The organism is Paenibacillus sp. GCM10027630, assembly GCF_042676305.1.
GTDB lineage: Bacteria > Bacillota > Bacilli > Paenibacillales > NBRC-103111 > Paenibacillus_S.
On record NZ_JBHTGY010000096.1, the window covers coordinates 39,687 to 53,431 of the forward strand.

The following is a 13,745-nucleotide window of genomic DNA, read 5'->3' on the forward strand; positions in this document are numbered from 1 at the left end:
TTACCCTGCTTCTTATTTAGCCGTTACTGTAACAGCATTGGCTGTCGCCCATTTCCCCTGCGGAGCTACTGTGTACGTAGTGCCTGGAGCCAGCTTGCCGCCATTCTGGATATCAAAGGTTCCTGTTGCCCCTTTACGGCTTGTCAGCTTATATTGAGCCGTTAGCGGCGCTCCATTCAAAGGTGTCAGCGTAATGCTGCGCACTGCGAATAACTCGTCCTTCGGATCCTGCGCCAATGTCACATCAAGCGATGTTTCACTCACTTGCTGCGCCGATTGAATAGCTAGCGGCCCGATTTCTTTGGCCGTGAAAGTTGGATTCGCCAATGTTGCCCAATCCGAAGTTACCGTGTACTTCACGCCTGGCTTGAAGACTTCACCGTTAGGCAGGCGGAATTTCGGAGCTTGTCTGCCGTCTGTTGCCTGTGTAAACAATACATAGCTCGCTGTCATCGTTTCTCCGCCTTCAGGTGTAATGTACACCTGCTTGTCTCTCATCGATGAAAGAATTTTATACGACTTACCGTTATTCATATTGTTATCATCGACAACGAAGGCTCCCTTGCGCGCAGCGCTATAAGCCGCGACTACATAACCGTAATCCGCCACACCGTCCTCAAGGCTGGATTCAATCTCGAACGTATCATAGGAAACCTGCTGACCTGATCTCAAAGCAAGCTTCTCCGTACTAGCTTCGAACGTTCCAGCGGCCTGACCTTTATAAGATAAGGAATATTTAGTTCCTGCCTTCTGAGGCGAAACCGGCACAATATAGGTCGCTGTTGCCCCCGATTTCAGCTGTGGAATATTAAGAACGGTAAGGCCGCTATCGAATACGAAGTTTTGTTTCGCTTTGTCTACGTCGATATCTTCTTTAGGAAGCGGAGCCGAGAAGGTCACTTGCAGCGTGATAGCATTCAAATTTTTGATGCTGGTCACTTGAACCGGAGCCAGTTGCTGCGCCGCATGCACGAGCATTGCCACTTCGCCGCGGGAAGCCAATTTGCCCGTTGCAAATGCTGTGCCCATCAAGCCTTTTACTTTACTCGTATCCACTTTAAGAACAGAAGCTACAATTTCAACAAGCTGCTCATGCGTAACAGAATTATTAGGGCTAAAGCTGGTTCCTTCACCTTTCATTGCACCCGCATTAACCATAGCGGCAACGTAAGAGGCATACCAGGCACTATCCGCTACATCAGTGAAATTATTCTTCTTTGCCTGGTTTTGATCCACATGAAGGGCTAGTGTTACAATCTTGGCCAATTCCGCCCGAGTTACATTCTGATTAGGTTTAAATTGAGTATCGCTAAATCCTGATATTACATTTTGTTTGGCCATTTCTTCAATGGCTGTTTTATAAGGTGCCGCTGCTCCATCAATATCCATAAAGCTAGCTGCCGCCGATACTTGTAACACATTAAAAGGAATAACGGAAGAAAAGCCTACTGCTGCTGTAATCGCCAATGCTGCGAATGCCTTTTTACTTTTTATCATATAAGATCTCTCCCTTGGATTCATATGGTGTTGCTTAATGAATAACTCTAAAATTAGAATACTCTTTCAAGCATTACAATCGAATAAAATACCGCCCAAAAACATTAAAAAAACATAACAATCCATAAAGAATCCTTACGCCAAGGACACACAGATTGCAAAATGGGGAAGGCAGCCATAAACAAATAAGCCACCCACTCTCTAGTTAATAGAAAATGGCTGGCTTTATTGACTCTCAAAAATAATATAGTTTTATGCTGCTTATCCAGCGTTACAAATCCTCAAAAGCCAGCCTTAAGCTATCCTGGGTGGCTGCCACCAAAACATCATCTTGTTGATCATATCCGTATAATAGTAAAAGAAGCGATACATGAATCGATCGAAACCTGGCTAATTTCAAGGTGGAATCCTCGGTTTCTCCATAAATGCTAAAGAACAAGCTTCTGCCCTCCGGAGGCAGGTAGCTGTAGACGAACGAAAGATCAACAGCCGGATCGCCGGTATGCACATCCCCCCAGTCAATAACTCCTGAAATGATATGGTTCTCATCTACGAGCACGTTACGGATATGAAGGTCTCCATGCACGAGGCATTTGGCAGGGCTGCCAGTTCCGCTATTATCGCCGCCCCCATCTCTTAAAGAACTTAGAAAGCTATCCAAAACACGGCGATCCCTCCACAAGCCTAGCTCCATTGCTTTATTCATATTGCTATCCACCTGGCTCAATCTTTTGGCAAGATCCAACCTCCCCAGCAGGTCGTTCTGTACGCCCAGTTCATTCGCCTTCTCCACCGGAAAACGATGCAAGATGCTTAAAAATTGTGCAAGCGGACGCGCTGACTGCATTCGTTGATCTACTGTAGCCGCTCCCGGCGATTCGCCTTCTATAAACCGATATCCTGCAAATGGCCACGAATACCTTTCCTCAGGCTTTCCGATAAATACCGGTTCAGATACCATTAGAGGAAGTCCCAATGAGAAAAGATGCGGCAGCAGCGCACACTCAACCAGCAGCAAATCAACCGCAATAGAGCGTCGGGGAAAACGAAATACATACTGTTGATTGACTTGATAAACCGTGTTGTCAAAGCCTTCACCTATAAGCTTGATCGTTAATGGAACAAGCTCAGGGAATTGCTTGCTGATTAATTCTAACGCTACGTCATTGGTTACAATCTGCTCCGCAGCCCAAGGCTTGGCCAATTACTTCAGCTCCATTCTTAACATATTCTCTATAATACCTCTGTTAGCCCGTTCCAAACAACGATTTAGCAGCATAAATCAACAGATAACGAAGTCTCAGAAAATTGAAGAAATAAATGGAATATTCGTCATACGAATCCATTTGGAATCGTATACATATACCGATCATCCCATTCAGATCACAACCCATTGAAGACCCCATTTTTCCCAAAATGGGAGGCCAAAATGAATAAGGTGGTGTTTTTCATGGTAATGTTACTGTTGGTGCTGGTTGTCGCAGGGATCATTGTATGGTTAGTTATCCGAAACAACGCGAAGTGGAAAACGATTGAGGCCGGTACTGCCAATGCGGTGGCAGAGATTGAGGCGAAGCACGCTTTTCTAAAGTCTAATCAAGTAAAGAGCCGCATCCGCTCCTCGGATACGATGGGTGCCGTCCAAGGATCTGGCCACGGTTCTATAAAACTCGAAGTACCCGAGAAATATGTCGATCAGGCCATCGCTTTGATCGCAAATAATTTTAAAGAATGACGGATTCAAGGCGCCGTCCACAATGATGAATGCGTTTATCTAGATTGAGCGGCGAAGCAAGGTGTATAGTCTCATACTTCCTATTCCACTTAAAGAGCCTCCGCAGGAAAAATCTGCAGAGGCTTTTTACCGCGCTGATGCTATTGCCTTCTCCATTCAGGCGCAAACAGCAGCTCCATCTTTTTACCAACTATTCCAGCAGCCCTAATTCCCTCGCTCTTACAATTGCTTGCGCCCTTCTCTTCACATCGAGCTTGCCATACATATTAAACATATGATTTTTGACGGTTCCTTCCGTTAGTCCAAAGCTCTCTGCAATTTCCTTGTTGGAAAAGCCACTGGCTAGTGCTTTCAGCATTTCCATCTCCCGGTTGGTCAGAGGGTCCAGCATAGGCAGCACAGCTTTGGCAGAGCTGATTTCCTGTACATTTCCCACTTCTTCTACCACATCGGGCTTTCCGCGGGAATCCTCCAACGATTGTAAATAAACCATCCGGGAGAATAACATATCCAGCACAGCCAATCTTTCCTCTGCAAAAATTCCGAACGCCAGATTATTTTCCAAGTAGAGCACCTTCGGGAGCCGTATGCCCGGATATGGAATAGGCATGCATAGTATGGACCGCGACTGCTGCTTGCGGATATAGGGATCTGCCGCATATAGGCTCTGAGATGCATCTGTCAATACGACCGCCTTGCCCGTGCGCACGACATAATGAACGAGAGAAGTCGCAAACATTGCTGCACTTTCCCCTACAGACTCCTGATTACTGGAAGCTTCAATATTAAAAGATTCGCCTGACAGATTAATTACGTATCCTTTCTCCGCACCCGCAGAACGCAGTGCCGACTCAAGAAAACGCTCCGTTAAGCGCTGCCTATTCCCAACACCAGGCCAACCCGCGGCTTGCCGCATAACGGTCTCATCAAGATTTCTGAAGAGCTCTGATTCACGGGTACCCTCATTAAGGTGGAAAGCCTCTACAGCAGTCCCTGAGTTAGCACTCATCCACCTCTGGCCCGCTCCTAACTGATATTCTTCCTTACCATGAGTTGCAGCTGCCGACTCACGGTACGCTGCACTCGCAACTAACGCCAATTGCTCCGAATATTCAGCTTGAAGCTTCCGAACCTTAGCCGATGCCCCCCAGCGTGAATAGGCATTGTATGCATCAACCAATAGAGCATCTGCAGTTGAAAGCATTCCAATGGCTCTGTAGTAGACAACAGCCCGCTCACCGGCTATAGCTTCCATCCATAGGTTTCCTTCTTCACGCGCTGCCGTAAGTGCATGCTCATACTTCTCCGCCGCGGCTGCTTTATTCCCATTAATTCGTTCTACCTCGGCTTCAATAAGAATATAATCGGAGGATTTCTGGCTGAACCCGCCAAACTCTTTCTTCATGGCACGCAGATGTTTGGTCATCACGGAGAGTACGCCTTTACGTTTATTCCCTGTTAGCTCTATCTCCGAGTAAAGTGACGCTAACGATAATGAGTGGTAAAGCTGCTGTTTGCGTACCATCAAAGGTCCTTGATGGAAGCCGTTAAGCTTGTTACTGCGATCTATCCATTCGAGTGCTTCCTGATAACAACCCGACAGATATGCAGCTTCTATATGACAGACACAGTAATAGTAAGCTTGGTTTTTCTGAGTTTCGTTGGTAGGGTTGCCTTGTACCCAGTCCTCGAATTCATCGACTTCGACCTCAACTTCAACAGGTGCACCCTGCAGCTTTGCCATATGCCAGCGGGCGATGCGAAACACCATTAATGTAACTTCATCCAGCAGATGCCATGATACTTCATATTGAGAAATACAAGCTGATAAGCTGTGCAAATCCCCCGTATGATTGAGTATACGTAGAGACATGGCGTATCCGGTAAACATCATATCTCCTGATTCCAACCCATAACGCACGGCCTGATCCATATTCGCGATGACCTCACCCGGAGATCGATATTGTCCGATAAGACCCATCACGAAGTGGAGTCGGCATCTAAGAACTTTACTTTCGAAAGGAGCCGCCAGCTCATAAGCAATCTCAGCCAATCGGCAGCCAGCACTATAGCGCTTAAGCCCGAAGGTTAGAAGCGTCCCATATGCACCTAACATAAAAGCGAAAGCTTCATTATTTCCTCGCTTTAACCCATAACGAACGAATCTCGAATAAAGAACTCCACTCAACTCGGCGTTATCTATAAATGCCGGTGCCGCGATCGCCATGATTATATCGGAAAATGACTTATAAAGGGGGTCCGTATTAAGCGGTAGATGAGGCAATACATCACGTTTGCGGTACAGAGCCCAATGTGTTCGTGCCAGCTCCCCTGCCATGAATGATCTTGAGGGCTCTATCGGTATTTCCCAACCATATTCCTTTAATGCCTCCAGACCAATAGCCACGGCTGCCGTGTTTCTTTTCAAATACGTATTCATCCCGATTCTAATCAAGTAAATACTTGAGCGCTCCACCAAATCCACAGAACGGTTCATCAACTGCCCCAGCAGCTCCTCCGCACGATCCGCACGACCACACATATACTCACATTCCGATAGCTCCATCATCAACTGAGTCACGAGAGCATCCTTTGCCTCGATATCACTTCCGAGAAGCTGCAGCCCTGTTTCCAGGAAATGCTTCGCTGTCGCGTATGCCGTCGTGCTCTTGGATTTCATGCCGGCCCGCAGGTTATACTCGGCTAATTGTCTCTTCTCTATTTCATTCGTTATTTCATCCAAACCTAAATTCAGATGATGCACAATATCAAAGATCAGTTCTTCTTCATCAAGAACAGCTTGGCGGAGCATGGTTCGCCCTATTTGCAAATGCAAGCCTGCCTTCTCGGAAGCGGGTGTAGTGTCATAAGCAGCCTGTTGAACGCGGTCATGCAAAAAGCTGTAGCGGTAAGCGTTTTCTACCGTATGATCATCCTGGTTAAGCTCGCACCTCACCAAGCCTTGATCTACAGCTGCGCGTAAAAGTTCGATCGCTTCTTGTACCGTATGCCCGCCTATCATCGCCACTGTGCTTATGCGGAAGTTGTACCCTATAGCACCGGCTATACCAAGAAGCCGAACTGTACCCATCGGCAGCGTATGAATATGAGCTGCGATCAACCGTAGTGCATCTCCATACTCCGGCATCTCCCTGATAGCCGCTGCATCCCATGTCCATACGGCTTGTTCTGTATCGAAAAAAAGCTTTTTCTCTCGATACAGGCCTTCCAGAGAGCGGTGCATATATAACGGATACCCGCCTGTTTTTTGATACAGGAGATCCGCCAGCTGCCGGGTACGCTCCGTATCCTCGTGAAGTACGACCGACACAAAGCGAACGACCTCCACATAGGGCAGAGGATTGATCCTAATATGCCGCATAACTGGATGCGTATCCACTTCCCGCAAAGAAAGCGAGCTCCGAATCGCTGCCACCGCAGCCGTATGGTCAAACCCACTTTCACCCCATATGGGCTCTTGTTCGATCTGGTATGCGCCTAGTATCAATAAGCCATACAAGGAAGCATCCTGCAAAAGCACTCTTAGTACCTCTACCGTAGCTGCGTCAGCCCATTGAAGATCATCCAGAAATATAACAAGCGGATATTCTTTTTCAGCGAATGTTTGAATAAAGGCAGGAAACAGCTGGCGGAAACGCGCGGTCGCCTCGGCTGGTGGAAGCTGGTCTACGGCCGAAACCTCTCCCAGCAACGCCGATGCCTCAGGTATAAGCTCAGCAATAACACCTAGATTGGTACCCAATGCATCGTGTAATCGATTCGTCCATTGGGCAACCCGTTCAGGTGTCTCTCTTAGCATTTGCCGGGCTAGCTCACGACACGCTTGAAGAACTGGCGCGAACGGGGTCTCCCGATTCATGAAATCGCATTTTCCTTCGATAAAGTGACCGCCCTCTCGAAAAACCGCCGTCTGAAGCTCACGGATCAGCGCGGTTTTACCGCTGCCCTCCCGGCCCGTAACGAACACGAATGCAGAAGCTCCTGCTCGAGCCAACTCATAAGCGTCCCTCAGCTGTTCTTGTTCGGCAGTACGTCCCAACAGAGTCCCTGGAAGCCGAAACCGTCCGACCTCATCTACCAAACCGATCTCAAAGCGAATAATCCCCCCTGAATTTCCATTTAGGGAGGCGCATTTCCTTAAGTCGGCCAGCAAACCATAAGCACTTTGATATCGGTCTTCTGGCGCTTTCGCCAGCAGCTTCATGACGATATCAGATATAGAGCCGGTTACCTCGGGCCGCAGCCGATCTAGAGGTATCGGAGGCATCGCCAGATGAGCATGCACCCACTCCTCCGCATTCTGTGCCTGAAAGGGCATGCGCCCAGCAAGCATTTCATAGAACATGACACCAAGTGCGTATAAATCACTGCGCTTATCTGGTGTAAGATTCATTCTCCCTGTTTGCTCAGGAGACAAATAGGCGTAGTTTAGCTTACGCCCATCGACAAGAATAGCTTGATAAGCATCTGTATGTCGTATCTGAATTCCAGCTGGATTTAAGTCGCGAATGACTGTTTCCTTCTTATGCAGCCCATAAACCAGGTCAACCATCGCGATCGCTATATATATAAATGAGGAAACCTCAATAGTTCCATCCAATAATTCTCTAAGCTCAATGTCATCCTTCTGCCGCATTGATGCTGCTCCTCCACCCAATTAACGGAAATCATTCCTGTTTTCGACTAATACCTCATTTCATTCTATCACCATTTAAGTAGAGGGAATAGATGCTGAACCTGTCGAAAATGACTTTTCACGAAAAAATTTTGTCAGGTTATTAGCAACAAAGTCCTAAATATTGCGCTTTAATTAGTCAATTCGACCTGATTTATCAATTTAATTTAATTAAATGTTAGGTTATGTAACTTTGGTTACATGTCTTTTCATAGTCAATTCTATAAAATGAAGTCAACTTGCAATGGCAAGATGAAGCTAATTAAGGGGAGCGATAATTCAATGAATCCAAAATCAAAAGTTACCGCAGGCGTACTTGCTATTTTAGTTGGGGGTCTAGGCATTCACAAGTTTTACTTGGGCAAAACTCTGCTTGGTATCGTATACTTGCTATTTTGCTGGACATGCATCCCGTCCATTATAGGCTTAATTGAAGGAATCCTTTATTTGACCAAAACAGATGAAGAGTTCCAACAAAAGTATGCAGTCTAAGCTTGTTCAAATGTGCGAATGACCTGGGAAAATTCATTCCAGTCATCCAAGTCAGCGCCTTCGGGTGCTGGCTTTTTTATTTGTTGTTCATAAGGTGCTCTGAAATAAAGGACCGACAGGAGAATGATCCTGACGCTTTATTAGCGATGGATACGTTACTGAGAAAGTAGAGTGTTTGCTCGTTCCCCAATGATTACTTACTTGCTTTTGATATCAGCAGCTTCCAAACCCAAACAAGTTGCTGATAGGTTGGCAGGGAATGAGTGAACTGGAATTTCTGGAGCTAATTCTCCCGTTACCTCCTCGTTTGAGAGTTTAACAGGAAAAGCTCCCTCTATATTGGCACTAATTGAGACAAATAGTTATATTAGCGAAGATTAGCATGAGGATTTCCAGCTAGTTGTTGAAATCTAGCCACAAGGCCTACGATTAGCTGGAGGTTTTCCAGCTAGTGCTAGGGAGTTTGCCTTTCTCTTACTTACAATCGATTTCGCTTGTAAAATACGATCACCAGGCAGCCTAAAATGAGAACTATCAAGGCAACACCGGATGCGATAGCTTCCGTTGCACTACCCTTCTGTGCGGTTGGCCCGCCAGGTCCGCCCCCGAAGCCACCCGTCGCACCACCTGGGCCGCCTGGGGCACCTTGACCGCCCGGTCCTCCTTGGCGGTCCGGCATTTGCCCCGCTTGCCCTTGCTGCGCTGCGGCTTGGCCTGCTTGCCCTTGCTGCGCCGCGGCTTGACCCGCTTGCCCTTGCTGCGCTGCGGCTTGGCCCGCTTGCCCTTGCTGCGCCGCCGCTTGGCCCGCTTGCCCTTGCTGCGCCGCGGCTTGGCCCGCTTGCCCCTGCTGCGCCTCGGCTTGCCCCGCTTGCCCCTGCTGCGCCACGGCTTGGCCCGCTTGCCCTTGCTGCGTCGCGGCTTGGCCCGCTTGCCCCTGCTGCGCCGCGGCTGGTGCAGCTTGAGCCTGCACCCTGCCGTTCTGCTTACCGCCCTGGCCCTGCATGCCCCCACGACCACCTCCGCCCATACCTCCGCCGCTTCCCGAGCCATCACCTGAAGATGGGCTTGTTCCGTCCAGCTGCTTGGCAAAGCTGCTAACCTGCGTAGACGTAAACGAAGTTAGCTGAGGAAGAGCCTGCTGATATTGAGCATACGTATAAAAAGCTGTAGGATCCTTTTCCACGTAAGTAGAAATCATATCGGACAGCTCCTTCACACGGGCAGAGAAAGCTTCATTCGACAAATAACCGTCAATCGCTTCTTCGATAATTCCGTGATATTTTTCCTTGTAAGCATCGACCTTGAGCAATTTATTGATTAAAGGACGGTCCGCCAATGTGCCTTGAGTCGGCTCATCAATCAACAGCCCGCTCCCTCCAAGACCTCCAAATGCCATATTATAATCCCAAGGCAGGACGGCAAATTTTCCATCATCCTCATATAAATAATAATTGTGCTTATTGTTTCCCAAATAGCTATCCATATTGCCTGTAAGTACATTTAGAGCGATAAACTTCAGCACCTCATCGACATCCAGAACCTCTTCATAATGGGTTCCATTGTTCAGCTCATCGACCATATCGAGGAGTATATTATTGTTCGCAGATTTTGATTTCAAATCAAGCCCTGTGTAAGAATCGATGTCTTCAAGCCAATTCAATTCACTCCCGGTTCCTCCATTGGCTTTATACAGGGCGCCATATGCGTTGCCAAAATTACGCTCCAGATATTCTTCCCCTATTTGCTCTACAGCCAGGTAAAAGCCTTTTAGCTCGCCGTTGATATAAACATTGACGAAGGAATATGCCGGTGTCGGCAAGCCCATCTCTTCTGCGAGCTCATAGGTCAGAAATTCCCGCATATAGGAAGCATCGCTGTAATTATTGTTTAAATTGATTTTGGAGATGCCATACAGCGTTTGGCTTGAGATGTATTCATCAAAAGCTATCTTAAAGCTGTACCGGTCGGAGTCCGAGCTGACTACGCTTCTTAAGCTAAGATTGCCTTTCGTCCGTACCGCAATATTGTCGAAATGCTGCCCGTTGTAGTCAACAGACGCTGTTTTGAATTGTTCATTACTGGCATTGTCCAGCATATCTTGAAAATCATCGGGGTCCAGTATAATTTTTACATCCACCACTTTATCCTTCGGGAATACCTTCTCTGCTATATTCTGTGTATTCTTCGAGACACTTGCGCTTGCTTTGACTGAGGTTTTCAGGGGCGACACACTATTCGTCAATGAACAACCTGTTATCCCAAAGATCACGCAGATGCACAAAAGAAGCACAGCGGCTTTCATTTTCATTTAGACACCCTCCATCTTAGGACACATAATCTCCGCTGTAGCTTATGAGCACGGCATTTTTGACACCATTAAGTCCTGAAATTTGATTCACAAACTTGCCTTCATTATCATTAAGACGTACCTCCAAGGTAGTTTCGATATTGCCATTTGTCACCGTTTTTTGCTTCACATTGTATCTTTTCACCATTTTTCCGACTACCGTATGAATTTCTTTTTCACTCTCATCCCCATCACAGTTGATAACCAGTAAATAGGGGGTTTCGAAGGACGTTTTTTTGATAAAGAAGAACATAATTAATCCGATAATTACAGAACCTACTAGAGCCAACATGTAGAAACCTGCACCCGATACGATACCCGCAGCTGCTGCCCAGAACAAAAAGATCAGATCCGTAGGGTCTTTGATAGGTGTTCTAAACCGGACAATCGAGAGGGCTCCAACCATACCAAGTGATAATACGAGATTAGAGTTGACGGCAATAATCACCATCGCTGTAACCATTGTCATACCGATAAGCGAGATGTTAAAGCTCTTGGAGTACAAAACTCCGCTAAACACCCTTTTATACAGCAGATAAATAAAGAATCCGATAAAAAAAGCGACCGCTAATGAAATAAGTATTTTCGATAGATCAATATCCGAAACGAAGTTTTTGACAACCGAGCTCTTTAGAAGGTCGGTAAAATTAGTTGTAGTCGCCGTGGTAGTTGCGGCAGCAGCAGTAGTAGTATCCATAAATTAATAATCCTCCCATGTGTTAAATTTAAGAAATTTGCGGCAAATTACATACTTGGAAGCTGATTGGCGGTGTAGTCCTTCAAGCTGAAGGGCCGCTCTTATATACTCCGGAATATACTCGTCATACTTCACCTCGAGAATGATCAGGTTGTTATCGATCGCTCTTACAGGGTCCATTTCCTTATTGAATATATCCACAGAATGAAGACCTGTTCTTAAATCCTTATCGAATGTGATCCGGACATTTCCGTTGTAGCAAACGTACGGCTCTCTGATATAATCCACGACCACCTTCGGCCGCAGCAGATTGTGGTTCATTTCATGGTATAATTCCATAAACAGCGGTTTATCCGGGTCATTCAATACCTCAAAGTTGCCCGCTACAATGGCTTCGTACATGTCTCTGGAAAGCGGCTCCTTCACTTTGGCGATAAACTCATTGCGTTTAATCTTTTTTTCAAAATGAATGACGTTATCTTGAATGTTGTAAATTCGAATCCGGTATTTAAGCCGATCCCTTACTCCGCCCAACTTCTCATGCAAAGCCTTGTTGCTGATATCGTCAAAGTATAAGCTTCGAATATGATACTCCCCACTAGGGCCAACATTCTCATCTTGCTTCATCAAACTTTTGAGTCTTTGGCGAATAATGTGGAATTGATGCTGGTTGATGAAAAACTTCAATTCATGCCGATACTTCAGCGGCTTACTCATCTCACACCTACTTCCTCTATTAAAAATATTTATCTAAACTTGGATTGGTCAGGAAGCTCTCACTTCGTTTGTTGTTCGGCCTTACAAAAACATTGTATGATGTTTGCCTGAGGTCATCCTTAGGGACGACTGAACGCGAACTGAATGTTTACACTGCGTTTACAATGTAAAGTGAGTGTAAATTTTCAGGATTAAGGCGATGAGCCACAAACCTGATTAAATCTATACAACAAGGAGGAGCCGAGAGCATGAGAAACCGCAGAAATTTTACTTTATATGCAACTCTGGTCATTCTCTTATTAATAGTTGCTGCTGTCATAGGACTGCAGTGGTATAAATATAAGGTAAATACGAAGCCAATCAGCCTGCCCAAATCTATTGTCACTACGTTAAAAGGGGATTCTCACACAAGCCGGGCATTTACTTGGTATACGGACGACCCGAATGCGGCTTCCGTCCTGCAGCTGACTAAAGGAACTGGGGTGAGCTCTTTTGAAGGAACTGCTGTCCAAACCGTAACAGGCTCTTCAACAACAATTGAAACAGGAAACGGACAGATTCAAGGTGTACATAAAGTAAACGTAACCGGCCTTGAACCGGGGACCGAGTATTCATACCGGGTTGGCAGCGGCCAGGACAAGGACTGGAGTTCTCCTGCTCAATTTGCAACGGAAGCTGCCGGAGCCAGTCCTTTAACTTTCATTAATGTCGCCGACTCCCAAGGGGTTACTGAAGCGGATTTCGACCTTTGGGGACAAACCCTTGATCAGGCCTTTGCCAAGTTTCCGAATGCAAGCTTCCTTGTACATAATGGCGATCTGACGGAGGATCCGGAGGATGAGAAAGCTTGGGATGCTTTTTTCAATAAAGCACAGCAATGGGTAAGACGAATTCCACTTATGCCGGTTACCGGTAATCATGACGAAGTAAGTGGCAAAGCCGATCGCTATACCGCACATTTCAACTTGCCGGATAATGGGGCAAAGGGATCTATTCCCGGAACCACCTACTCTTTTGATTATGGAGCTGCTCATATTGCCGTCTTAAATACGGAGTCTAATATAGATAAACAAACGGCCTGGCTTCGAAACGATCTCGCTAATACCGATAAACCGTGGAAAATTGTAGCCATGCATCGAGGTGCATACGGGGGCAACAGCTACAAGAAGGTTGAGAAATGGGTGGACGTACTGGACGACTTCCAGGTAGATCTGGTGCTGCAAGGACATAACCATGAATATTCAAGATCGTATCCGCTGCGAAAAGGAAAAAAGACAGGGGATGGCGAGGGAGTCATGACGGGCCGGCAAGGAACGGTATATGTTGTAACCAATACGGCCGGGCCCAAGTTTAATGAAAAAAAGGATGATCAGTTTTATCACAAGGTGCATTTTCAGAACAACAAGCAAATGTTTGCCGGGATTACGATTGAAGGAGATACCTTGACCTATCAAGCTTATGATGTGGTTGGAGCAAAGCTGGATGAATTTGTTCTCAAGCATTAAGTTGACTTCAGTTTTTGTTGTAACTATAATGATTACATCAAGCGTTCTAATTATTTTGG

The 13,745-nt window shown here is 46.4% G+C and carries 9 protein-coding genes; 3 read left to right on the plus strand and 6 right to left on the minus strand.

Annotated elements, in window-relative coordinates:
* Window positions 1-12: 12 nt before the first annotated feature.
* A complete protein-coding gene (locus ACFQ0C_RS35835; protein ID WP_379374268.1) occupies window positions 13-1,497 on the minus strand; it encodes an S-layer homology domain-containing protein in 1,485 nt (494 codons plus the stop codon).
* A gap of 271 nt (window positions 1,498-1,768) precedes the next feature.
* Entirely contained in the window at window positions 1,769-2,701 is a 933-nt protein-coding gene (locus ACFQ0C_RS35840) for a phosphotransferase (protein WP_379374270.1), read from the minus strand.
* Between the two features lie 246 nt (window positions 2,702-2,947).
* On the opposite strand from ACFQ0C_RS35840, the gene ACFQ0C_RS35845 reads away from it, so the two are divergent.
* A complete protein-coding gene (locus ACFQ0C_RS35845) occupies window positions 2,948-3,232 on the plus strand; it encodes a hypothetical protein (RefSeq protein WP_258216316.1) in 285 nt (94 codons plus the stop codon).
* 190 nt (window positions 3,233-3,422) lie between these two features.
* Here ACFQ0C_RS35845 and ACFQ0C_RS35850 read toward each other — a convergent pair whose 3' ends face one another.
* Window positions 3,423-7,889 (minus strand): AAA family ATPase, encoded by a 4,467-nt coding sequence (locus tag ACFQ0C_RS35850; RefSeq protein ID WP_379374273.1) that lies wholly within the window; start codon window positions 7,887-7,889, stop codon window positions 3,423-3,425.
* Window positions 7,890-8,210: 321 nt separating this feature from the next.
* Here ACFQ0C_RS35850 and ACFQ0C_RS35855 point away from each other — a divergent pair, with 321 nt between their 5' ends.
* Window positions 8,211-8,420 (plus strand): TM2 domain-containing protein, encoded by a 210-nt coding sequence (locus ACFQ0C_RS35855; protein ID WP_258216318.1) that lies wholly within the window; start codon window positions 8,211-8,213, stop codon window positions 8,418-8,420.
* A 478-nt stretch (window positions 8,421-8,898) separates the two neighbouring features.
* On the opposite strand, the gene ACFQ0C_RS35860 is transcribed toward ACFQ0C_RS35855, so the two are convergent.
* Genes ACFQ0C_RS35860 through ACFQ0C_RS35870 form a run of 3 tightly spaced genes read right to left on the minus strand, consistent with a single transcriptional unit; the run spans window position 8,899 to window position 12,181 of the window.
* Complete coding sequence (locus ACFQ0C_RS35860; RefSeq protein WP_379374275.1) at window positions 8,899-10,728, minus strand: CotH kinase family protein; 1,830 nt, start codon at window positions 10,726-10,728, stop codon at window positions 8,899-8,901.
* A gap of 16 nt (window positions 10,729-10,744) precedes the next feature.
* Entirely contained in the window at window positions 10,745-11,464 is a 720-nt protein-coding gene (locus ACFQ0C_RS35865; protein ID WP_379374277.1) for a DUF4956 domain-containing protein, read from the minus strand.
* A 3-nt stretch (window positions 11,465-11,467) separates the two neighbouring features.
* Window positions 11,468-12,181: a polyphosphate polymerase domain-containing protein gene (locus ACFQ0C_RS35870; protein WP_379374279.1), complete on the minus strand. Its 714-nt coding sequence runs from the start codon at window positions 12,179-12,181 to the stop codon at window positions 11,468-11,470.
* A 248-nt stretch (window positions 12,182-12,429) separates the two neighbouring features.
* Here ACFQ0C_RS35870 and ACFQ0C_RS35875 point away from each other — a divergent pair, with 248 nt between their 5' ends.
* The gene (locus ACFQ0C_RS35875) at window positions 12,430-13,686 is read left to right on the plus strand and encodes a purple acid phosphatase family protein (RefSeq protein WP_379374281.1); all 1,257 of its coding nucleotides are present in this window, start codon (window positions 12,430-12,432) and stop codon (window positions 13,684-13,686) included.
* The last annotated feature ends 59 nt before the right edge of the window (window positions 13,687-13,745 follow it).